Below are 19,085 nucleotides of genomic sequence, written 5' to 3' on the forward strand. Positions count from 1 at the left end.
GCCATGACGGCGTTCGCAGCGCTAAGCGTGACGCCCGCGCTGGCAGCTTGCGAGGATCTGCTACCTCAGGCCATGGAAGGGCGCGCTTCGGTGCGCCCGGTCGCCGCCCGCGACCTGGCGCTGCTACGCGATATCGGTCAACCCGGCGATCGTGTCGATCTCGAGAGCCCGCTCGGACCGTCGCCCGATGGCCGCCGGGCGGCCTTCGTGCTGCGCCGCGCCGATCCCGTGGGCAACGCTTATTGCCAGGGACTGGTTGTGCTCGACCTCGCCACCGGCACGCCGCGGCTGGTCGATCGGGGCGGCGATCTGATCCGGGACCGCTATCCGCTGTTCGGCCACGCGCTTCCCGAAAGTGGCGTGCCCAGGGTCATCGTGCCGCGCTGGTCCCCCGACGGCCGTCGCATCGCCTATCTCAAGCGGGAGGGTGCCAAGGCACAAATCTGGTTGGCGCATGCCGATGGCGGTGGTGCCACCGCGCTCAGCCGGATCGAGGCGGGCGTCGAGGCATTTGCGTGGACGGCGGATGGACAGCAGTTGGTCTTGTCCAGCCGTACCGGCGAGATCGCCGCCCACGTCGCTTTCGCGACCGAAGCGCTCGGCGGATATCTGGTCGACGCCCGGTTCAGGCCGCTCAGCGCCAGGCACCCATTTTCGCGCGAAGCGACGATTGCGACGCACGCATTCACGATCGATGTCGCAACCGGCGTAGCCCGGCCGGCGACCGAAGCGGAGCAGGCACTGCTCGCGCACGTTCCCGCTACGGTGCCGGCCGAGGCGCTGGCGGCAGCGTCCGGATCGCAGGGTCGCATCGCCTGGACGGTCCAGCCGCCCGGCGAGACGCTCGAACGCCGGCTGGTCGCCCGGGTCGATGGCGAGGAACGCATCTGTGCCGCCTGCACGGGCGAGATCGTCAATCTCTGGTGGTCGAACGCCGGTTCGCTCTTCTTCCTCCGGCGTGAAGGCGACGCGCGGCAAAGCCTCGCCCTGTATCGCTGGTCTCCGGCCAAGGGGGCTGGGCCTCGGCGACTTCTGTCGACCGAGGATCTGATCATCGGCTGCCGGCCCGTCGGCCAGGAGGACTCGATCTGCCTGCGCGAGGGATCGCAAATCCCGCGGCGCATCGTCCGGATCGACGGGGAGACCGGTCGGTCCGTGCCGGTCTGGAATCCCAATCCCGGCTTCGATCGTCTGGAAAGGGCGCGTGTCGAGCGGCTCCTCTGGACGAATGCGAACGGCATCGAGACTTTCGGCGATCTTGTGCTTCCGCCCGGCAAGAGCGGCGCACCTTATCCACTGGTCATCGTTCAATATGGGTCACGCGGCTTCCTGCGCGGCGGGACGGGCGACGAATATCCGATTCTCGCGCTGGCGGCGCGCGGCCATGCCGTCCTCAGTTTCCAACGCCCGCTGCATCTGTCGCTCTTGCCCGGCGAATATGGGAGCAAGCCAGTCGCGGAAAGCAGCATTCACGCCGAGCGCCGCAGCGTACAGTCGGCGCTCGAACGCGGGATCGCGCTCGCGCTTTCGAAAGGGGAGATCGACCGGCACCGGGTGGCGATCACCGGCCTCAGCGACGGCGCCGAGACCGCGCAATGGGCGCTCATCCATGGCGGTCCCTTCGCCGCCGCGGCGATCAGCAGCTGCTGCGTCGATGCGAGCCTGATTCCCTTGCTGGGCGAGGCGCAGATCGATGCCTTCGCCAGGGCCGGCTTTCCGCGACCGGGCGAAGCGCGATCGGATTTCTGGCGACCGCTCTCGCTCGCGGCTAATGCGTCGGGCATCACGACGCCGATCCTGATGAATCTGGCGGATGACGAGTTTCTGGGGGCGCTCAACGGATATTCGGCGTTGAGGACTGCCGGCCGTCCGGTCGAGATGCATGTCTTTCCCGGCGAACATCACATCAAGTTCCAGCCCGCGCACCGGCTGGCCATCTATGAGCGCAATCTGCAATGGTTCGATTTCTGGCTGAAGGGTCGGGAGGATCCTGCGCTATCGCTTCGACCCCAATATGCGCGGTGGCGGGCGTTACGGACACTTCGATCGGGTGTGCGGCCCGGATGACGGCTCAGCTCCAGCTGCGCACCCATGCCTCGGTATCGACAAGAGCAAGGATACGATGGACGTCGCCCCGTTCCGCATCGCCGCCATCGAGCGACCGGGTGATCGCCGCCCGGTCGAGCAATGCGTGATCCGCCAGCAGCCCCCCGAGCAGCATTTCCCGGATCTCCCGGCGATGGCGTTCGATCAGTGCGACGCAGAAGCTGTCGGGACCGCCTTTGGTGCGGCGATGGGCGATCTCGGGCGGCAAAATAGACGAATAGGCGGCGCGTGCGACAGCCCGGTTCTCGCCGCCCTCGCACCAGCGCCAGCTCGGGATCGACAGGCAGGTCTCGACGATCGGCTGCGCGAGAAGCGGTAATACCGCCTCGGCTTCGCCCGGCGCATAGGCGTGCCGGTATCTCTGAGTGCGCATGAGGTTCGCGATATGCGCCGCCTTGCCCGGCGGCAGCGCGATACCGGGCGAAAGCCAGGGATGATCGGGCACCGTATCCGCCATCGCAACGCCGGCGACGCTCAGGAAGCTCGTATCGCGCGCACCCAGCGCGCCGCCGCCCCGCCAAAGCCGCGCAAGCGCCCGGCGCCAGACCATGGGCACGCCGCATGATGTGAGGCGTGCGATATCGACCGATGTGGCGATCGCCGCGGCCAGGCCTTCCGCGCGCAGCCGGTCGACCACCGGGCTTGCCGATATCGTGAGGCCGAAGACATTGTCGCCGCCGTCGCCGCTGAAGATCGCATCGGCGCCGATCGCCGCGGCATGATGCTGGCGGCGGCGATCATAGCCCTGCGCGAAGGTGCGCGCGCTCGGCCAGGGCTGATGGGCGCTCGTCGCCTTGGCGATGTCGATATCGTCATGGTCGTAGTTATCGCTCACGAAGCCCAGGTCGAGCGCCTCGGCGAGAATCCGCACATAGGGGCGCTCGTCGCCCCGCGCGTCCGCGGTCGCGAGCGTGAGCAAGGCGACGTCGCGACGCTGCGATGCGAGACTTGCGGCGATGATCGAGGAATCGAGCCCGCCCGAGACCGTCACGAGAATGCGGCGATGACAGCCGGCGAGCGCTTCGATCGTGCGATCGATTACCCGCCTGAGCATAGGGGCGCAGACCGAGGGGGCCCCGATATGATCCCAGGGCCTCCAGAATGGTTCGCTCCGGCTCGCACGGCCAAGCGAAAGCGCGAAGCCCGGCAGCAACTCGGTCACGCCAACGAGTCCGGTGCGGCTGCAATGATGTCCCGGCCGTGCCAGGCGTGCCGCGACCGAGGCATAATCCACTTTCGGTCTCGATGGCGCGAGTGCTGCGAGCAGTCGCGCGTCGCCCGCCATCGCCCAGAGGCTCGGCCATCTGGCCCAATAGGCAGGAATGGTTCCGGACGGATCGCGCAGGATCCGGAGTTCGTCTGTTACCTCGTCCTCGACGATGGCGAGATATGCGCCCCAATGCGATCCGCCGAGATGCGCACCCGGCTCTGAAAGGATCGCCGAAGCCATGGCGTCATCCAGCGCGAAGATGCGCGCAGAGCCGTCATGCGCGAACAGCCGGCCGATGATCGCGATGCCGGCGTTGATCATGATCGGCGTGCCGGGATCGGCAAGAAGCGTGAATGCGCTGCACGCATGTCGCCGAACCAGGCCCAGTGTCTCGGCATTCGTCTCGACAGCCCTGCGCCCGCCATGATCGGCACCGGTCAGCATCACCCAACGCTCCAGCATCACACCACCAGGATCGGTGTGAACAAACGCGTCAGCGCGACATCGCCATTGAGTACCATGCCGTCCGACTGGACCCAGCAATGCGCGGCGAAGGGGCGGGCGGTGACGCCGAAGATCAGATGGGCATCGACCTTCGAACGGCGAAGCGCCGCGAGCAACGCGATCGACTTGGCGAGACAGCGATCATGCGCAGAATAGAGCAGGTCGGCCTGGGCATGCGCCCGCACGATCCCGGACATCGCGCCGGCATCGATCGTGCCGTTGGGACGGATCGAGCGTAGCCGCGCAATGATCGAGCCCAAGCGGCGATGGCGGGTGAGCCATGATGCGTGAACTTGATCCGCCAGGGCGCGGAGGAGCGAATGGGCCGCCGGCCGGCCCGTGGCGTTCGGGACGAAGGTGCCGTTGCATGCCGGCGCTATGACGGGAACAGGGCGCCCGGGCTCGGGCACGTGGCGGATCAGGCCGCCTATCGACACATTCGATCGCGGATCGGTGTCCTCCGGTTCCTCGGAGCCGGCGATCAGCCGGCGGAATGCCTGATCCGCGTCCGCGTCGAGGCGGAAGTAGCGATCATGTTCGAGGTCGAGGAATATGATCCGGTCCTCGACAAGGCAGAAGGACAGGCCGGGCGCGAGCTGCAGACCCATGATGCTCTCCAGGCAAAGGGTGCACGGGCGGGGCCCGTGCACCCGATGCGGCTCAGTCGTCGCTGAGGCCCGAGATCGGGAACTGCTCGTCGGGCAGGTCGCGCGCGCCCTTGCCCACGCCGCGGGTCTCGATGCTGGCGACGCCGAGCGCGATGGTGTCGTTGGTTTCGTTCGGATGGTCCATGACTAGGTTCCTCTCTTCCCGCAGGGATTGCGGTGGAGGAAAGGCTGAACCGGAGCGACCGATACACGAAATCTATAAAGTCGATATTGGACGATTGTTGAGCGGGGCGCTGCTGGTCTCGACGACCGAGCCCGATCGCGAAGAAGCGATTTGGCGGAGAGGACTGGATCGGGGCGCAGGCCCATGAAAGAAAGAGCGGAACGACGCCAAATCCTTGGCCTCCGCAAAGATAGCAAGGGCGGTAATTCCCGAAATGGAGCGTTGGGGAGACATCGACGGCTTTTCGGGCGAGCGGCACGTCTGGGTGTCATCGGCGCAGGTCTGGCGCCAGAACATGCGCGAGGACAGCTTGCGTCAGCCCGTCATGGCCGACGACGGCGCAGCGCGTCCGGATCGCGCGTAATTTCGACGGCTGATATGATGCATTCGGCGCGAGGTCCGGCGAACGGGCCTATCACGCGCCGACGGATCGCGTGCGCATCTGGTCGGCGGCACGGGCCGTGCCGAAGGGATGCGGGCCGGGTTGAGAGGCCGATGAGGCGTTTCGATGCTGGTGGCGGATCCGTCCAGCCGTTGGGAGGCAATCGGCGACACGTTGTTGCCGCACATCCAGGCCGCGATTGCGCAACCGGCCGATATTGATCGTCTGCCTGTTGGTGACCGGCTCGCAATTTCCGGCGCATCGAGCATCTGCGGCGCGGCAATTATACCCACCATTCCGGACTTATCTCTGGCTTGGCCTCCGCATGCCCGGTGATAGGGTCATGCGCCCGGGTGGTCAGTGCTATGTCCAGGCCTTGCGGCTAAAGGCACCGGCTCGTCCCCTCAAAACGACTCATCGCCCGGGGCACCGACGATGCGCCATCCGGCCGGTACCCATTCGGTTCGGGCCCGCCTTTCAGCTGCGAAGCCGATCCCGCATGAGGCCGGCAATCTGCGGCACCAGCTTTACCCGCAGGCGATGATATACGGCGAGCTGTCGCCGCAGGCTCGTCATGTCTCCGGCGCGCCAGCTTTTCTCCAGCGTTTGAAGTTCCGATTCGCCATCTGGTATGACGCGTCCTTCGATCACTCGGAACGGGTGAAGCCGTGCATTGAGATTGGCCATGGCCGCCCGGTGCTCGTAATTGCCCGATCCGGTCGCGATCGCTTCGAACAGCACCGCGACCCTGTCGGCCAGATCGGTAACCGTCGATGATCCGGCGATGCGTTCGGCGCCTGGACGCAATACCGCTATCGCGGGCTTCAGTGCCGCGAGCAGCAGGTCGAGCGACCAGGCATGAAGGTCGCGCAACGCCGCTTCGGAAAATATCGGCACATGGAAACCGTCCTGCGGCCGGGCATCGACCAGCCTTTCGCCAAGCAGGCGATGAAGTGCGTCGCGCACCGGCGTTGCGCTCGCATTGAGATCCTCCGCCAGTCGGGCCGGGTCGAGCCGGGCGCCGGGCGCGAGCTCGGCATGGACGATCCGGTGTTTGAGCGCGTCATAGACGCGCTCCATCGTGACGCCCGGGCTCATGCCGGCGGTGGCGAAGGGGGCAGGGCCATCTGCTCGGCGCGATAGGCCTCGATCATCGCTACCTGCTCCGGCAGTAACGCATCCGTCGCGGCAAGCGTGTCGGGGATGGTGTCGCCGAGCAGGATCGACGGACATTGTCCCTCGAAATTGCCGAGATTTGGCCGGTGCTGGCGATAGCCGACAAGGCCGGCCAGGTCCGGCGCGAAATGGCGCGCTATGTCGGGCGGATAGGCCAGATAGGGATTCTCATAAGCCTTGAGCCAGCCGAGCGAATAGCCCGTGACGATGCCGCGCCGTGGGCGGTCGCTTGTGTTCGCGCCGCCCGAATGGAGCGTTGAGCCCAGGAACAGGATCGCGTCGCCGGGCTCGGCTTCCGCCATGATCGGCTCGCCGAGGATCTGGTCGCCGAGCGCCTTGCCGCCATGCGAGCCCGGCCAGATTCGGGTGGCGCCATTGTCCGCCCGGAACGGGGTCAGCGGCCACATGACGTTGACGACATATTCCATCCGGCCTTTCTCGGCATGCCACATATCCTGGTCATCGAATTCCCGGCGGCAATCACAATGATGGAGGCGCCGCCGCTGTTCGTCATTGGAGCGGGTGGAGAGGCGCAACTCGTCAACTACCGTGTTGCGGGCCGATTCTATGGGGTGGACCGGCTCTTCGATGCTGCCGAGTTGCGCTTGGGTGAGAAGCATCAGGAGATCGTGCGGATCGCTCGACAAGGCGAGGCTCAATCGTATCGACGGAACAAGCCGTGAGCGATGGTTCGACCGAGGCGATTGGGCTGCCCAAGGCTGATCCGGAGACGCTCGCCCTGCGTGGCAGGCCGAGCCGCGTCGTGCGGTTTCGGCGTGAAGCTGTAATCGCCATTGCGGCGCTTGGGTCGACGGCGCTTGTCGGTGTGACGTGGGTCGCTCTGAAGCCTGCCTCCCTGCGGCTCATCGCCACCAATGAGGAATCTGGCGAGCCCGATGCCAAGGCTCCCGCGGATGCCTTGGCCAATGCACCTAAATCCTATGATGACGTGCCCCAACTCGGGCCGCCATTGCCGGGTGATCTCGGGCGGCCGATCCTCGAGCATCAGCGATCAATCGGTGCAGCGCCGGCCGTTGGTGATGACGCGATCCAGCGCGCCGCCCAGGCTGCGGAGGCCGAACGCCATAGGCTCGCGGCCGAGCGTGTCGCGGCGCGCGAATCGGGCATCATGATGCGTGTCGCCGATCGAAGTGGGGCAGGTGCTATGCTGTCCGAACCTGCCGCTACGGCCGCGGACGATCGTGAAGAGGACAGGCCGCAAGCCGCCACGGATCTCACGCGAGGTCCCAATGGTCAGCAGCGCAAGACCGATTTCCTCGGAAGATCCGGCGACGACGAAGTGACCAATCCGCATCGGCTGATGGAACCAGTCTCACCTTTCACGCTGAGCGCCGGAAGCGTGATTTCCGCCAGCCTGATCACCGGCTTGAATTCCGATCTCCCAGGTCTGGTCACCGCACAGGTGACCGAGAATGCCTATGACAGCGTGACTGGGCGGATTCTGCTGATCCCTCAGGGGGCAAGGCTGGTTGGCAGTTACGACAGCGTCGTGGCGTTCGGACAGCGGCGCGCGTTGGTCGTCTGGCAGCGGATCATTCTGCCCGATGGATCGTCGCTGCGAATCGACAATGTTCCTGCGACGGATCTCGCGGGCTATGCCGGTCTCTCCGACAAGATCGACAGGCATAGCTGGCAGCTTTTGAAAGGCGTTGTTCTGTCGACGCTGCTCGGCGTCGGGACAGAATTGAGCTTGGGAACCAACGAAAGCGATCTTGTCCAGGCACTGCGCGAATCGGTTCAGCAAAGCGCCTCGCGTGCCGGCGATCAGCTCGTGGCGAAGAGCCTCGATATCCAGCCGACGTTGAAGGTGCGTCCCGGCTGGCCGCTGCGAATCGTCGTCCACAAGGACCTCGTCCTGAGACCATGGCAAAGCGGAGGGCGTTGAGAATGGCTGAACTGAAGCTCAGGAAATTGCCGGATCGGACGCCGGTGAGGATTGCGATCACGGTCGCGCCGGACCTCAATCAAGCTCTAGCCGACTATGCGGCTGTCTATGCCGCGACCTATGGCCGGGAGGAACCGGTCGCCGAACTCATTCCTGCGATGCTGGAAAGCTTTCTTGCCAGCGATCGCGAGTTCAGCAGGCTGCACAGGCTCGGAACCGGGAAGCCCTGACATGAAAAAATCCAGCGAATCACATCCGGCTCCCAGTCCGGAGCCGATCACCGTCAGGGTTCCCGTTGCAGTGCAGATGCTCGGGCTCAGCCGCTCGAAATTCTACATGCTGCTGAGCGACGGTGAGTTCGAGATGATCAAGGTCGGTCGCTGCACGCTCGTGGTGGTCGCGAGCCTTCAACGATTCGTGGACCGCCAACGCGGCTGACCGGCACCAGTGAATCGCCGGACCCATCGGCGAAATCGATGTCGGCTCCTCAAGCGTAGGCTCACGCTTGATCATTTCACGCTACTTATCGGAAAAATCGTCCAGTGATGGTCAGGTCTGATCATCACCGTCTATGGACCACGTATGGACCATGTTCTCGCTACGTTCGCACGTCATTCGTGCTAAGTCATTGAAAACATTGGTGACCCCTACGGGAATCGAACCCGTGTTTCAGCCGTGAAAGGGCCGCGTCCTAACCGCTAGACGAAGGGGCCGCGAAGGCAGGGCGAGCAACTAGGCGAGGATGCGGCGTCGGTCAAGCATGTCGGGAAAGAGAATTCAGGCCCAGGCGGCGTCGTCGATATGGAGCTCCGCCGCGGGGCGGCTGCCCCAGTCGTCGATCCTGGCGCGACCGGCGATCCACAGCTTGCGGTCGCGCGGCGCGGCAAGGATCGCCTGGCCGAGTTCGGTCTCGGCGGCGCGAAAGGCGACGGCCTTGAAACTGCGTCCGTCATCGCCGCCCATGATCGCGCGGACATGGTTGGTGCCGACGATATCCGCCTTGATGATCCTGACGGGCCCCGCCGCCACGCGCGGTGCCGGCCAGCCCATGCCATAGGGGCCGCCTGCCTCCAGCGCCTCGACCAGCGCGGGCGTCATGCCGCCCGGCGCGATCACCGCGTCGAGCAGCAATGCGCGTTCGCCTTGCGCACGCACCACGTCGCTCGCCAGGCGCTCGTCGAGGAAATCGGCAAGCGCATCGATCCGGTCGGCGGCGATGGTGAGGCCGGCCGCCATCGCGTGTCCGCCGCCCGCGGCCAGCAATCCGCTTTCCTTGGCGGCCAGCACCGCCGCGCCCAGATCGACGCCCGAGATCGAGCGGCCCGATCCCTTGCCGACGCCGTCCTCGTCGATCGCGATGACGATCGCGGGGCGGCCGAGCTTTTCCTTCAGCCGGCCTGCGACGATGCCGATCACGCCCGGATGCCAGCCGCGCCCCGCGACAAGCGCAACCGCGCGGTTGCCCTGACCGATCGACGCGGTTTCGGCGGCTTCCTGGACCAGCGATTCGATCGCGCGGCGTTCCTCGTTCAGTCGGTCGAGTTCTTCGGCGATGCCGCGCGCTTCTTCCGCGTCCTCGGTGACGAGCAGGCGGACACCCAGATCCGATTTGCCGACGCGTCCGCCGGCATTGATGCGCGGCCCGAGCGCGAAGCCGAGATCGGTGCAGGTCGGCGCACGGTTGAGCCGCGACGCGGCGATGAGCGCATTGAGCCCGATATTGCGACGGGCCGCCATCACTTTCAGCCCCTGCGCCACGAACGCGCGATTGAGCCCGCGCAGCGCCGCGACGTCGGCGACGGTGCCGAGCGCGACGATGTCGAGCAGGTCGATCAGCCGTGGTTCGGCGCGGGTGGCGAAATGGCCGCGCTGACGCAGCAGGCGGAGCAAGGCGGCGCCGAGCAGGAAGGCGACGCCGACCGCGGCGAGATGGCCGTGCGCCGCGCCCTCATCCTCGTCGAGCCGGTTGGGATTGACCAGCGCATAGGCGGCGGGCAGCGCGCTGGCGCATTTATGGTGATCGACGACGATCACGTCGACGCCGGCCGCCTTGGCCATGTCGAGCGCCTCGAACGCCTGTGCGCCGCAATCGACGGTGACGATCAGGGTCGATCCGGCCTCGGCGATGCGGACCAGCGCCTCGCCCGACGGGCCATAGCCCTCCATCAGCCGGTCGGGGATATAGGCGCGGGCGTTGAGCCCGAGATCGCGGAGCAGCCGGATGAGCAGCGCGGCGGAGGTGGCGCCATCGACGTCGTAATCACCGAAGATCGTCACCGTCTCGCCCGACAATACCGCCGCGGCCAGCCGTTCGGCGGCGCGATCCATGTCACGGAAGATCGACGGATCGGGCATGAAACCGCGGATGCTGGGTGTGCGATGGGCATCGAGCGCGTCGCGCGGGCAGCCGCGCGTCAGCAGCAACTGGGTGACGAGATCGTCCGGCTCGAAATCGACATCGCGCGCGCCGGTCTCCCGCCCACGCCAGCGCCAGGGCTGGCCGAGAATCGATCGCGAGATGTTGAGTGCGGGAGTCATCCCACCGTCCTAGACCGTTCGTAGCGCAAGGTGAATCCCGCGCTTCCCACTCATTTCGCGATGGGCGTCATTTCACGACGGGCAATATGATCCGGGAGGCCATGTCGGGCGTCGAGAAGACGCGTTGGGTCGCGACCTTATAGGCTTCGGGCGGCGCCTTTGCGATATTGGGGACGAAGGTCTGCGGATTGCGGTCGAGCATCGGGAACCAGCTCGACTGGACCTGCACCATGATCCGGTGCCCCTTCAGGAACACATGGTTGCGGTCGCGCAGGGGGAATTGCCAGGCCATCGCCTTGCCGGGCGTCAGCGCCGCCGGCTTCTCGCGCGAGCCCAGCCAGCGCCCGCGCTGAACCTCCATCGCGATCGGCAGCTGATAGCCGTTGATCGTGTCTCCATAGCCGCCGATCGGCGGCGCGCCGTCGCCCCAGGGCGCCTTCTGCGCATCATTGGGATAGACGTCGATCAGCTTGACCACGAAATCGCTGTCGGTGCCGCTTGTCGAGGCGAAGAGCGTTGCGGCAACTTCGCCGCTGACCGTCAGATCCGCCTCCAGCGGCGCGCTGACATAGGTCAGCACATCGGGGCGGCCGTCGACGAAGCGCTGGTCGCGGGCTTCCCACCAGCACCAGTCGCCGCACGGATAGGTGGGCGAGATCGGGCGCGCGCGGAATGGGACCGGTCGGGCCGGATCGGAGACATATTCGCGATAGCCGCTGCCCGCGGGCACGACGCCCGGCGCGGTGAAGGACAGCGTACCGTCGGCATGGAAATAGAGATTGGTCGGCTTTGCGTCCCTGGGCGGCCAGGCGGCGTAGCTCTTCCATGTGTTGGAGCCGCTCTGGAACATGCGCGCTTCCCATGCGGGCTTCGCGCCCTTGCCGTGCAGCCAGTAGCGGAAGAAGGGCGCCTGGATGTCGGTCTGGAATTGCGTTCCGGTATCGGTGCCCAGCGGCACGACCGGGCCGATCATATCGCCCTTGCCACTCCAGCTGCCGTGATTCCATGGGCCGGCGACCATCACGTTGAGGCCGTCGGGGTCATTCCGTTCGGCCTTGCGATAGATTTCCCAGCTGCCCCAGGGATCTTCCTGGTCCCAGAAACCGGCGACGTTCAGCGTCGGCACCTTGGTTTTGCCGAGATGCTCGGTCCAGCGCTCGCGCTTCCAATGCGCGTCATAGTCGGGATGGTCGATCAGCGCCCGGAACGCAGGCACGCGGCCCTTCATATAGCGGGCCTCGATGGTCTCGACATTTCCCTGCGCCAGGAACCAGTCGTAGAGATCCCAGGCATCGTCATAGGGGAAATCGGCATTGTCCATCTTCTCGGCCTGGAGCCCCCATAGCCAGTCGGTCGCATAGCTCAGCCGGATCGCGCCGTAGCGATGGAGATCGTCGTTCATCCACCAGTCCGACCAGGCGGCCTGCGGACTGACCGCCTTCAACGCCGGATGCGGGTTGATCAGCGCGATGGCGGCGCCCAGTCCGGGATAGGAGACGCCGAGCATGCCGACCTTGCCGGTGTTGCCGGGCAGGGTCTTCACCAGCCAGTCGATGGCGTCATAGGCATCGGTCGACTCGTTGATCGCCCTGGGATTGTCGGGATCGACCGCCATCGATGCGCTGAAAGTCCCGTCCGACTTGAACCGCCCGCGCATGCTCTGCAGCACGACGATATAGCCATCGTCCATCATCGCACGCAGATAGCCCGGTGCCTGGCGCGGCGCAGCGGCGGGCAGGCCATAGGGCGTGCGGACGAGCAGTATGGGAAGCGGGCCGCTCTTCGCCCTGGGCCGCAGCACGACGGTCTGCAGCTTGGCTCCGTCACGCATCGGCACCATCAGTTCCTGATAGGTGAAGGGCGATTGGACGGCGGCTTCGGCAGGCGCGGTCTGGGCCGGAAGCGGGGTGGGGCAGGCAAGGAGCAGCGCCGTCGCGGCTGCGGCTGTCGAAAGCAGGACGCGAAGCATGACGTTCCCCGGTGCAGAGTCGATCCATCGACCATCCACCAACGTCCCGTCGCTGTCCAGCATGGTGCTGGGCTGCGTGTCGCAATCCGGAAGGATCAAGCTCCAGGTCCGGCTACTCTCCGGCCATGGTCTCCGCCTCGATCACTTCGGCTTGCGGTGCTCGCCCCTTACCCAGCGCACCGTGCCCGAGCTGGCGCGCATGACGACGCTTTCGGTGGTCATCAGTCCGCCGCGCTTGCGCTTCACGCCTTCAAGCAGCGAACCGTCGGTCACGCCGGTCGCGGCGAAGATGCAGTCGCCCTTGGCCAGTTCCTTCAGGTCATAGACCTTGTCGAGATCGGTGATGCCCCATTTGCGGGCGCGCGCCTTCTCGTCCTCGTTGCGGAACAGCAGGCGGCCCTTGAACTGGCCGCCGACGCAGCGCAGCGCTGCGCAGGCGAGCACGCCTTCGGGGGCGCCGCCCGATCCCATATACATGTCGATCGTGGTTTCGGGATCGGTGGTGGCGATGACGCCGGCGACGTCGCCGTCGGGAATCAGCATGATGCCGCAGCCGATCGCACGCAGCTCGGCGATCAGCTTCTCATGGCGCGGGCGGTCGAGTACGCAGACGATGATCTCGGACGGATCGACGCCCTTGTGCGCGGCGACAGCGCAGACATTGTCCTTCACCGAGCGGTTGAGGTCGATGATGTCGTCGGGATAGCCGGGGCCGACCGCGAGCTTCTCCATATAGACGTCGGGCGCGTTGAGCAGGCCGCCTTCTTCGGAGATGGCGAGCACTGCAAGCGCGTTGGGGCCGGCCTTGGCGGTGATGGTGGTGCCTTCGAGCGGGTCGAGCGCGATGTCGATCTTCGGACCGGTGCCGATCGCATTGCCGACCTTCTCGCCGATGAAGAGCATCGGCGCCTCGTCGCGCTCGCCTTCACCAATGACGACGGTGCCGTCCATATAGAGATCGTTGAACGCCATGCGCATCGCTTCGACCGCGGCGGCATCGGCCGCCTTCTCGTCGCCACGACCGATCAGCGTCGACGCCGCGATGGCTGCGGCTTCGGTGACGCGGACCATTTCGAGCACCAGGACGCGGTCGAGAATCCGGCTTGCTTCAACCATCGGCTTCGTGTTCCCCTTTATCGGCTGCGAAAGCGCGATAGGCGAGGGTTGTTGCAATGTCGAGAATCGCTGTCGGTGCTTTCTGCCTTTCGGCGATTCTGATGTTCGCTCCGCCGCTTATGGCGCAGGCCAGACCGGTGACCGCCGAAAGCGCGCTCGACAATTACAAGGACATGGTCGCGGTTGCGGACGCACGGTGTGCGGGCGTCGATCCGATATCAGGTGAAATCCTGGTGTGCGGCAAGCGCGACGATCAGCGCGCACGCCTGCCGTTGCGCGGCGAACGGGATGGAGCGCGGCGGGCGACCGGCGATATGCCGGGCGCCTCGGCGGCGCGGATGCGCACCGGATCGTGCGGTGTCGTCCAGACCGGCGAATCATGCACGGGCGGACTGCCGGTATTCGCGGCGGCACGCGCCGCGGTCCAGGGAATCAAGCGGCTGATCGATCCGGACGGCGCGATCGAACCGCCGCCGATTCCCGGGCGGAAATAGAGGGCTATTCTCCCCAGAAGACGCGTCATTCGGGCGAAAGCCGGAATGACGTTGGCGTTCAAAGATCCAGGATATGCATCAGCATCGGCTGGCCGGTCAGGCTGTCCGATCCGGCAAGCCGCTCCAGCGCGTCGGTGACGCAGCGTTCCGGGCAGGCATGGGTCACCAGCACGATCAGCGCGCCGCCATCCTCGCTTGCGCCGCGCTGAATGAAGCTTTCGATCGAGACGCCGGCATCGCGCATCGCGGTCGCGATCTCGGCGAGCACGCCGGTGCGGTCCTGCACCGTCAGGCGCAGGAAGCTGCGGCCGTTCCGGTCGCCCGAATCGGCGCGGGGTGGACGCGCCAGCGATCCGACGGGCATGGCGAAGGCCGGCCCATATTCGTTGCGCGCGACATCGATCAGATCGGCGACGACCGCCGATGCGGTCGGACCGTCGCCGGCGCCGGCGCCCTGGAAGAACAGCCGCCCGACGAAATTGCCTTCTGCCACCACGGCGTTGAGCGAGCCCGAGACATGCGCCAGCGGATGCGCCATCGGCACGAGGCAGGGATGGACACGCTGGAACAGCCCGTCGCCGTCTGCCTCCGCCAATCCGACCAGCCGGACACGGAAACCAAGCGCCTGTGCTTCCAATATGTCGGCCGCGATCAGGTGGCGGATACCGGTGGTCGCGACACCGTCGAAATCGAGCTCGCTGCCGAACGAAAGGCTGGCGAGGATCGACAGCTTGTGCGCGGCATCGACGCCGTCGATGTCGAAGCTCGGATCGGCCTCGGCATAGCCCAGCGCCTGCGCTTCGGCGAGGACATCGGCAAAGTCGCGCCGGTCCTTTTCCATCGTCGTCAGGATATAGTTGCAGGTGCCGTTGAGGATTCCGTAGACCCGCTTGATCTCGTTGGCGGCCGCGCCTTCGCGCAGCCCCTTGATCACCGGGATGCCGCCGCCGACCGCGGCCTCGAATTTCAGCGGAATGTCCTGCGCGTCGGCGATGCCGGCCAGGCTCAGGCCGTGATGCGCGATCATCGCCTTGTTGGCGGTGATGAACGCCTTGCCCGCGCCCAGGGTGCGGCGCGCGAGCGCAAGTGCCGGCCCGTCCGATCCGCCGATCAGCTCGACCACGGCATCGACGCCCTCGATCTCGCCGAGTGTCGTCATGTCGTCGACCCATTGGAAGCCCGAGATATCGACTCCGCGATCCTTGCTGCGGTCGCGCGCGGAGACCGCGACGATCTCGATCGCTCGGCCGGCCCGCCGTTCGATGAGTGCGCGGTTGACCTCGAGCAGGCGAATCACGCCGCCGCCCACCGTGCCAAGTCCCGCCATCGCCACTCTCAGCGGTTCCGCCATAACGCTTCGTTCCCCTTGATTTGCGGCTCTCCTAGAGCCTGATCGGCATCGGTGGAAGCACTTCGTGTTCCGTCATGGTGCGGCACACTCCGTCCACGTCCTGCTGCGGCCCATCTCGAACATCGCGATAAGACCTTGACTGGAGGGCGCCGTGATGTTGCCCTCCATGTTCGCCCTGGGGGGCGAGTCCCCCGGGGCGTGGATCAACCTGTTTGCAGGGAGAGAGACTGTGCCGCCCCGAAACACCAATATTCCCGCGCATGCCGCGCGCCATCCCAATGAAATGCTGATCGGGCTCGATTCGACGCTTGATGGCGTCGACGGCGATCTCGACGATTATGATCCCCGTCAGCGCGACGAGATCCTCGCGGCGACGGGGGACGGCGAGACCCGCCATGTCTTTCTGCTCGATCAGGGCGAATAGGGGCGATCCTGACCCGGGAGCATTTTCTTTGATCGCTGCAAGGCAATAACGCCTCGCTTGCGCGGCCGCGTCTGCTAAGGCGCGCGGCATGGATGCGCGTACCTCGCATGGCCGGACCGGACTGTTCTACGGATTGTCGGCATATCTGATCTGGGGTTTCCTCCCGGTCTTCTTCAAGCAGCTTGGATCGGTTTCGGCCGGGGAAGTCGTGGCGCAGCGCATCCTGTGGTCGCTGGTGCTGTTGGCCGCGCTGATCACGTTCGGCCGGCGCTGGCCGCATATGCGCACGGCGCTCCGTAATCCCGTCGCACTGCGTTATCTGGCACTTTCCGCCGCGCTGATCGCGGCGAACTGGCTGGTCTATATCTGGGCAGTTCTCAACGGCCATGTCCTGGCATCGAGCCTCGGCTATTTCCTCAATCCGCTGATCAATGTCGCGCTCGGCGTGATCTTCCTGAAGGAACGGCTCGGCCGGGTGCAGATGGTCGCCGTGGCGCTGGCGGCCGCCGGCGTTCTCGTTCTCGCGGCGGGCGCGGGGTCAGGCCTGTGGATCAGCCTCACCCTTGCCTTCAGCTTCGCGGTCTACGGCCTGCTGCGCAAGATGGCGCCGGTCGAGGCGATCGAAGGCCTGTCGATCGAGACGATGATCCTCTCGCCGTTCGCACTCGGCTGGATATTCTGGCTGTCGGGCACGGAAAAGGCGGCGTTCGGATCGGATTCCACCGTCACGATGCTGCTCGTGATCAGCGGCGTGGTGACCGCCGTGCCTCTGCTATTGTTCGCGGCAGCGGCACGGCGCATGCCCTATGCGACGCTCGGCCTGCTCCAATATGTCGCGCCGACGATCGTCTTCCTGCTCGCCGTTTTCGTCTATGGCGAGCCGCTGACAGTCTCGCACATCCTCTGCTTTACGCTGATCTGGACGGGGCTTGCGGTCTATACGGCCGGCACGGTCGCCGGAATGCGCCGTGTGCAGGTGACCGAACCGACCTGAACGCGGCCGGCTCCGGCAGGATCATTCGGTGATTTTGATCGTGCCCGCGCTGTGGCCGGTCGCAGCGGGCGTCAGTGTCAGCGTGAAGGCGTCGCCATCGTCGGTTTTGCCCGACAGCCCGGTCGCGGCCTCGGCCACGGCAAAGCTCTCGGCCTTCATCTTTTCCAGGAACCATGCCTTCACCGTCGCCGCGTCGGCGGGTGAATCGAACGCGATCGTCACGGCATCGCCGACCTTGCCCTTCTCCGCCGCGTCGATGTTCATCGACGTCACCTTGGAGCCGGGATAGAGCTTCACTCCGCCGATATCGAAATTGTCGGCGTCGAGCTGGACCTTGGGCAGCTTGATATTGGCTTCGAATCCCGGAACGTCGATCTTCACCTGGCCGCTATTGCCATCGACGCTGGCGACCGCCGGCTTGCCTTCGCTGTCATTGCCCTTGATCGAGATGCTGGTGCCGGTGTCGTCGCCGCCACAGCCGGCGAGCAGCGTCAGTGGGGCAGCCAGGGCAAGAAGGGAAGCGCGCATCGGATCGTCTCCTACTGTATTAATGCAATAATACAGCTCTGATGTTCGGCGGTCAAGCGCGGGCGATCATAGCGGCTCGAACCGGATCGGCAGTCCGTCCCTGGGTTTTGGAATCGGCCAATATTGCCACGCCGTCTCGCCCTGGTGCGTGCGCACGATGCGATGCGTGGTCAGCAGATGATAGAAGAAGGTCTTGGCCTGCAGATAAGCGAAGTGGAGCCCCAGGCACATATGCGCGCCGCCGCCGAACGGCACCCAGGCGAATTTATGCCGTCCGCGCGCCGCGTCTGGCGCGAAGCGCATCGGATCGAAGCGTTCCGGATCGGGCCAGATCTCGGGCATTTTGTGGGTGAAGGCGACAGCCGCGGCCACATAGGTGCCTGCCGGGAAATCATAGCCGCCAAAAGAGAAGTCACGCACCGCGCGGCGGGGGATGGACGGAACGGGCGGGATCAGGCGAAGCGTCTCCTTGAAGGCGTAGTCGGTCAGCACGAGCTCATCGACGCGCTCATAGGGCAGCGAATCTCCGTTGAGCCCGAGGCCCAGCATCTCTTCACGCAGCCTTTCCTCCCATTCGGGATTGCGGCTGAGTTCCGAGATCATCGACGTGACCGAAGAGGTGATGGTGTCGTGCGCGGCCATCATCAGGAAATTCATGTGATCGACGATCTCGTCGTCGGTCAGCAGGCTGCCGTCCTCATGCGTTGCGCGGCAGATCTGGCTGAACATGTCTTCGCCATCGCCGGCGCGCCGCTTCGGCACTTCGCGTCCGAAGTAGTCGAGCAGATATTCGCGGCCCTTCACACCGCGCCGCATGTCGGTGAAGGGCAGGGGGATGCGCACCACGCCGACCGTTGCCTGCACCATGTCGACAAATGCCTGATTCACGCGCTGTGCGTCCGGCCCCAATGGAATGCCCAGAAAGGACGAGGCGGCCAGGTCGAGGGTCAGTTGCTTGATCTCGCGATAGAATAGGATGTCGCGTCCGCTCCAGGCCGGAATCCGTTCGGCAATGCCCTGATTGAGCGACTCGGCATAGCGGCGCATCGGCTCCGGCTTGAAGGCGACGGAAAGCACGCGGCGATGCGCGCGGTGCTTTTCGAAATCGATCAGCATCAACCCGCGCGGGAACAGCAGATTGAGCATCGGGCCCCAACCCTGTTCCGACGAGAAAAGCTTGTCGCGATCGAACAGGATCAGTTCATTGGCGTCGGGACCAAGCAGCGTGACGGTCCGCCCGCCAAAACTGCGGATACGATAGACCGGACCATATCGCGCGTGCATCCGGCGGGTGAAGGCATGGGGGTCGCGGAGCTGGTCGAGCGTCGAGCCGACAAGGGGGCGTCCGTCATGCCCCGGAATATGATCGATTGCCTGGCCGACCCCGCGGGGCAGCCAATGCGGATTGGCCTCGAAGCTGTGGGCATAGGCCATGGCACGACTCCGCCTGTGTTACTGACATTCAAGTTAGTAACGCAGGCGAGCGGTCGGTGGCAAGCGCGAGATCGGCACATAAGCGGTCGGTCCGGCGGGCGATACGCAGCCCGCCGGACCCT

Annotated in this window: 21 protein-coding genes and 1 tRNA gene; 10 read left to right on the forward strand and 12 right to left on the reverse strand. The window is 65.5% G+C overall.

The annotated features are described in order from the left end of the window. Positions 1 to 3: 3 nt before the first annotated feature. Positions 4 to 2,067, forward strand: a complete 2,064-nt coding sequence (locus AC3WN8_RS08915; protein ID WP_492669053.1) for an Atxe2 family lasso peptide isopeptidase — start codon at positions 4 to 6, stop codon at positions 2,065 to 2,067. A 4-nt stretch (positions 2,068 to 2,071) separates the two neighbouring features. On the opposite strand, the gene AC3WN8_RS08920 is transcribed toward AC3WN8_RS08915, so the two are convergent. Genes AC3WN8_RS08920 through AC3WN8_RS08930 form a run of 3 tightly spaced genes read right to left on the reverse strand, consistent with a single transcriptional unit; the run spans position 2,072 to position 4,612 of the window. After that, the gene (locus AC3WN8_RS08920) at positions 2,072 to 3,778 is read right to left on the reverse strand and encodes an asparagine synthase-related protein (protein WP_492669054.1); all 1,707 of its coding nucleotides are present in this window, start codon (positions 3,776 to 3,778) and stop codon (positions 2,072 to 2,074) included. Then, positions 3,778 to 4,428 carry a lasso peptide biosynthesis B2 protein gene (locus AC3WN8_RS08925; RefSeq protein ID WP_492669055.1) on the reverse strand — a complete coding sequence of 217 codons (651 nt, stop codon included), beginning with the start codon at positions 4,426 to 4,428 and terminating at the stop codon, positions 3,778 to 3,780. Before AC3WN8_RS08925 ends, AC3WN8_RS08920 begins: the two co-directional genes overlap by 1 nt. A 52-nt stretch (positions 4,429 to 4,480) precedes the next feature. Beyond that, complete coding sequence (locus AC3WN8_RS08930; RefSeq protein WP_492669056.1) at positions 4,481 to 4,612, reverse strand: benenodin family lasso peptide; 132 nt, start codon at positions 4,610 to 4,612, stop codon at positions 4,481 to 4,483. Between the two features lie 253 nt (positions 4,613 to 4,865). Here AC3WN8_RS08930 and AC3WN8_RS08935 point away from each other — a divergent pair, with 253 nt between their 5' ends. Beyond that, positions 4,866 to 5,015 carry a hypothetical protein gene (locus tag AC3WN8_RS08935; protein ID WP_492669057.1) on the forward strand — a complete coding sequence of 50 codons (150 nt, stop codon included), beginning with the start codon at positions 4,866 to 4,868 and terminating at the stop codon, positions 5,013 to 5,015. A gap of 144 nt (positions 5,016 to 5,159) precedes the next feature. Beyond that, positions 5,160 to 5,369, forward strand: coding sequence for a hypothetical protein (locus AC3WN8_RS08940; RefSeq protein WP_492669058.1), 210 nt, complete (start codon positions 5,160 to 5,162; stop codon positions 5,367 to 5,369). Between the two features lie 141 nt (positions 5,370 to 5,510). Here AC3WN8_RS08940 and AC3WN8_RS08945 read toward each other — a convergent pair whose 3' ends face one another. Together AC3WN8_RS08945 and AC3WN8_RS08950 are read right to left on the reverse strand one after the other, a co-directional pair. Then, a complete protein-coding gene (locus AC3WN8_RS08945; protein WP_492669059.1) occupies positions 5,511 to 6,113 on the reverse strand; it encodes a GntR family transcriptional regulator in 603 nt (200 codons plus the stop codon). Positions 6,114 to 6,127: 14 nt separating this feature from the next. Further along, positions 6,128 to 6,637 (reverse strand): phytanoyl-CoA dioxygenase family protein, encoded by a 510-nt coding sequence (locus AC3WN8_RS08950; protein ID WP_492669060.1) that lies wholly within the window; start codon positions 6,635 to 6,637, stop codon positions 6,128 to 6,130. A 15-nt stretch (positions 6,638 to 6,652) separates the two neighbouring features. Here AC3WN8_RS08950 and AC3WN8_RS08955 point away from each other — a divergent pair, with 15 nt between their 5' ends. The 4 genes from AC3WN8_RS08955 to AC3WN8_RS08970 are packed head-to-tail and all read left to right on the forward strand — an operon-like array spanning position 6,653 to position 8,553. After that, a complete protein-coding gene (locus AC3WN8_RS08955) occupies positions 6,653 to 6,892 on the forward strand; it encodes a TrbG/VirB9 family P-type conjugative transfer protein (RefSeq protein ID WP_492669061.1) in 240 nt (79 codons plus the stop codon). Continuing rightward, on the forward strand, positions 6,889 to 8,115 hold the full coding sequence (locus AC3WN8_RS08960; RefSeq protein ID WP_492669062.1) for a TraB/TrbI/VirB10 family type IV secretion system protein: 1,227 nt from the start codon (positions 6,889 to 6,891) through the stop codon (positions 8,113 to 8,115). Before AC3WN8_RS08955 ends, AC3WN8_RS08960 begins: the two co-directional genes overlap by 4 nt. 2 nt (positions 8,116 to 8,117) lie before the next feature. Next, positions 8,118 to 8,345, forward strand: coding sequence for a DUF2274 domain-containing protein (locus AC3WN8_RS08965; RefSeq protein ID WP_492669063.1), 228 nt, complete (start codon positions 8,118 to 8,120; stop codon positions 8,343 to 8,345). Position 8,346: 1 nt separating this feature from the next. Continuing rightward, positions 8,347 to 8,553: a helix-turn-helix transcriptional regulator gene (locus AC3WN8_RS08970; protein ID WP_492669064.1), complete on the forward strand. Its 207-nt coding sequence runs from the start codon at positions 8,347 to 8,349 to the stop codon at positions 8,551 to 8,553. A 200-nt stretch (positions 8,554 to 8,753) separates the two neighbouring features. Here AC3WN8_RS08970 and AC3WN8_RS08975 read toward each other — a convergent pair. The 4 genes from AC3WN8_RS08975 to glpX form a co-directional block, all read right to left on the reverse strand. Next, positions 8,754 to 8,828, reverse strand: a tRNA-Glu gene (locus AC3WN8_RS08975). A gap of 64 nt (positions 8,829 to 8,892) precedes the next feature. Beyond that, positions 8,893 to 10,653 carry a single-stranded-DNA-specific exonuclease RecJ gene (gene recJ, locus AC3WN8_RS08980; RefSeq protein ID WP_492669065.1) on the reverse strand — a complete coding sequence of 587 codons (1,761 nt, stop codon included), beginning with the start codon at positions 10,651 to 10,653 and terminating at the stop codon, positions 8,893 to 8,895. A 67-nt stretch (positions 10,654 to 10,720) separates the two neighbouring features. Beyond that, entirely contained in the window at positions 10,721 to 12,622 is a 1,902-nt protein-coding gene (locus AC3WN8_RS08985; protein WP_492669066.1) for a CocE/NonD family hydrolase, read from the reverse strand. Between the two features lie 141 nt (positions 12,623 to 12,763). Beyond that, a complete protein-coding gene (gene glpX, locus AC3WN8_RS08990; RefSeq protein WP_492669067.1) occupies positions 12,764 to 13,738 on the reverse strand; it encodes a class II fructose-bisphosphatase in 975 nt (324 codons plus the stop codon). 101 nt (positions 13,739 to 13,839) lie between these two features. Here glpX and AC3WN8_RS08995 point away from each other — a divergent pair, with 101 nt between their 5' ends. Beyond that, entirely contained in the window at positions 13,840 to 14,232 is a 393-nt protein-coding gene (locus tag AC3WN8_RS08995; protein ID WP_492669068.1) for a hypothetical protein, read from the forward strand. Positions 14,233 to 14,290: 58 nt separating this feature from the next. Here the strand turns inward: AC3WN8_RS08995 and AC3WN8_RS09000 are convergent, their stop codons facing one another. After that, a complete protein-coding gene (locus AC3WN8_RS09000) occupies positions 14,291 to 15,583 on the reverse strand; it encodes a homoserine dehydrogenase (RefSeq protein WP_492669069.1) in 1,293 nt (430 codons plus the stop codon). A 229-nt stretch (positions 15,584 to 15,812) separates the two neighbouring features. Between AC3WN8_RS09000 and AC3WN8_RS09005 the strand changes: the two genes are divergently transcribed. Continuing rightward, positions 15,813 to 16,007 (forward strand): hypothetical protein, encoded by a 195-nt coding sequence (locus AC3WN8_RS09005; protein ID WP_492669070.1) that lies wholly within the window; start codon positions 15,813 to 15,815, stop codon positions 16,005 to 16,007. Between the two features lie 88 nt (positions 16,008 to 16,095). Beyond that, positions 16,096 to 17,001, forward strand: coding sequence for an EamA family transporter RarD (gene rarD / locus AC3WN8_RS09010; protein ID WP_492669071.1), 906 nt, complete (start codon positions 16,096 to 16,098; stop codon positions 16,999 to 17,001). 21 nt (positions 17,002 to 17,022) lie between these two features. Here rarD and AC3WN8_RS09015 read toward each other — a convergent pair whose 3' ends face one another. Continuing rightward, positions 17,023 to 17,529, reverse strand: coding sequence for a hypothetical protein (locus AC3WN8_RS09015; protein WP_492669072.1), 507 nt, complete (start codon positions 17,527 to 17,529; stop codon positions 17,023 to 17,025). 66 nt (positions 17,530 to 17,595) lie between these two features. Continuing rightward, positions 17,596 to 18,963 carry a cytochrome P450 gene (locus tag AC3WN8_RS09020; RefSeq protein ID WP_492669073.1) on the reverse strand — a complete coding sequence of 456 codons (1,368 nt, stop codon included), beginning with the start codon at positions 18,961 to 18,963 and terminating at the stop codon, positions 17,596 to 17,598. Between the last annotated feature and the right edge of the window lie 122 nt (positions 18,964 to 19,085).

This window comes from Sphingobium sp. FW305-3-2-15-F-TSA7 (genome assembly GCF_058787155.1).

Bases quoted from the DNA above. Each gene is read 5' to 3' on its own strand.
- AC3WN8_RS08920 (WP_492669054.1), bottom strand. From the start codon at position 3,778: ATGCTGGAGCGTTGGGTGATGCTGACCGGTGCCGATCATGGCGGGCGC.
- rarD (WP_492669071.1), top strand. From the start codon at position 16,096: ATGGATGCGCGTACCTCGCATGGCCGGACCGGACTGTTCTACGGATTG.
- glpX (WP_492669067.1), bottom strand. From the start codon at position 13,738: ATGGTTGAAGCAAGCCGGATTCTCGACCGCGTCCTGGTGCTCGAAATG.
- AC3WN8_RS08915 (WP_492669053.1), top strand. From the start codon at position 4: ATGACGGCGTTCGCAGCGCTAAGCGTGACGCCCGCGCTGGCAGCTTGC.
- AC3WN8_RS08995 (WP_492669068.1), top strand. From the start codon at position 13,840: ATGTTCGCTCCGCCGCTTATGGCGCAGGCCAGACCGGTGACCGCCGAA.
- AC3WN8_RS09020 (WP_492669073.1), bottom strand. From the start codon at position 18,963: ATGGCCTATGCCCACAGCTTCGAGGCCAATCCGCATTGGCTGCCCCGC.
- AC3WN8_RS08950 (WP_492669060.1), bottom strand. From the start codon at position 6,637: ATGGAATATGTCGTCAACGTCATGTGGCCGCTGACCCCGTTCCGGGCG.
- recJ (WP_492669065.1), bottom strand. From the start codon at position 10,653: ATGACTCCCGCACTCAACATCTCGCGATCGATTCTCGGCCAGCCCTGG.
- AC3WN8_RS09000 (WP_492669069.1), bottom strand. From the start codon at position 15,583: ATGGCGGAACCGCTGAGAGTGGCGATGGCGGGACTTGGCACGGTGGGC.
- AC3WN8_RS08970 (WP_492669064.1), top strand. From the start codon at position 8,347: ATGAAAAAATCCAGCGAATCACATCCGGCTCCCAGTCCGGAGCCGATC.
- AC3WN8_RS08930 (WP_492669056.1), bottom strand. From the start codon at position 4,612: ATGGACCATCCGAACGAAACCAACGACACCATCGCGCTCGGCGTCGCC.
- AC3WN8_RS08940 (WP_492669058.1), top strand. From the start codon at position 5,160: ATGCTGGTGGCGGATCCGTCCAGCCGTTGGGAGGCAATCGGCGACACG.
- AC3WN8_RS09015 (WP_492669072.1), bottom strand. From the start codon at position 17,529: ATGCGCGCTTCCCTTCTTGCCCTGGCTGCCCCACTGACGCTGCTCGCC.
- AC3WN8_RS08965 (WP_492669063.1), top strand. From the start codon at position 8,118: ATGGCTGAACTGAAGCTCAGGAAATTGCCGGATCGGACGCCGGTGAGG.
- AC3WN8_RS08955 (WP_492669061.1), top strand. From the start codon at position 6,653: ATGCCACATATCCTGGTCATCGAATTCCCGGCGGCAATCACAATGATG.
- AC3WN8_RS08985 (WP_492669066.1), bottom strand. From the start codon at position 12,622: ATGCTTCGCGTCCTGCTTTCGACAGCCGCAGCCGCGACGGCGCTGCTC.
- AC3WN8_RS08935 (WP_492669057.1), top strand. From the start codon at position 4,866: ATGGAGCGTTGGGGAGACATCGACGGCTTTTCGGGCGAGCGGCACGTC.
- AC3WN8_RS08945 (WP_492669059.1), bottom strand. From the start codon at position 6,113: ATGGAGCGCGTCTATGACGCGCTCAAACACCGGATCGTCCATGCCGAG.
- AC3WN8_RS08925 (WP_492669055.1), bottom strand. From the start codon at position 4,428: ATGGGTCTGCAGCTCGCGCCCGGCCTGTCCTTCTGCCTTGTCGAGGAC.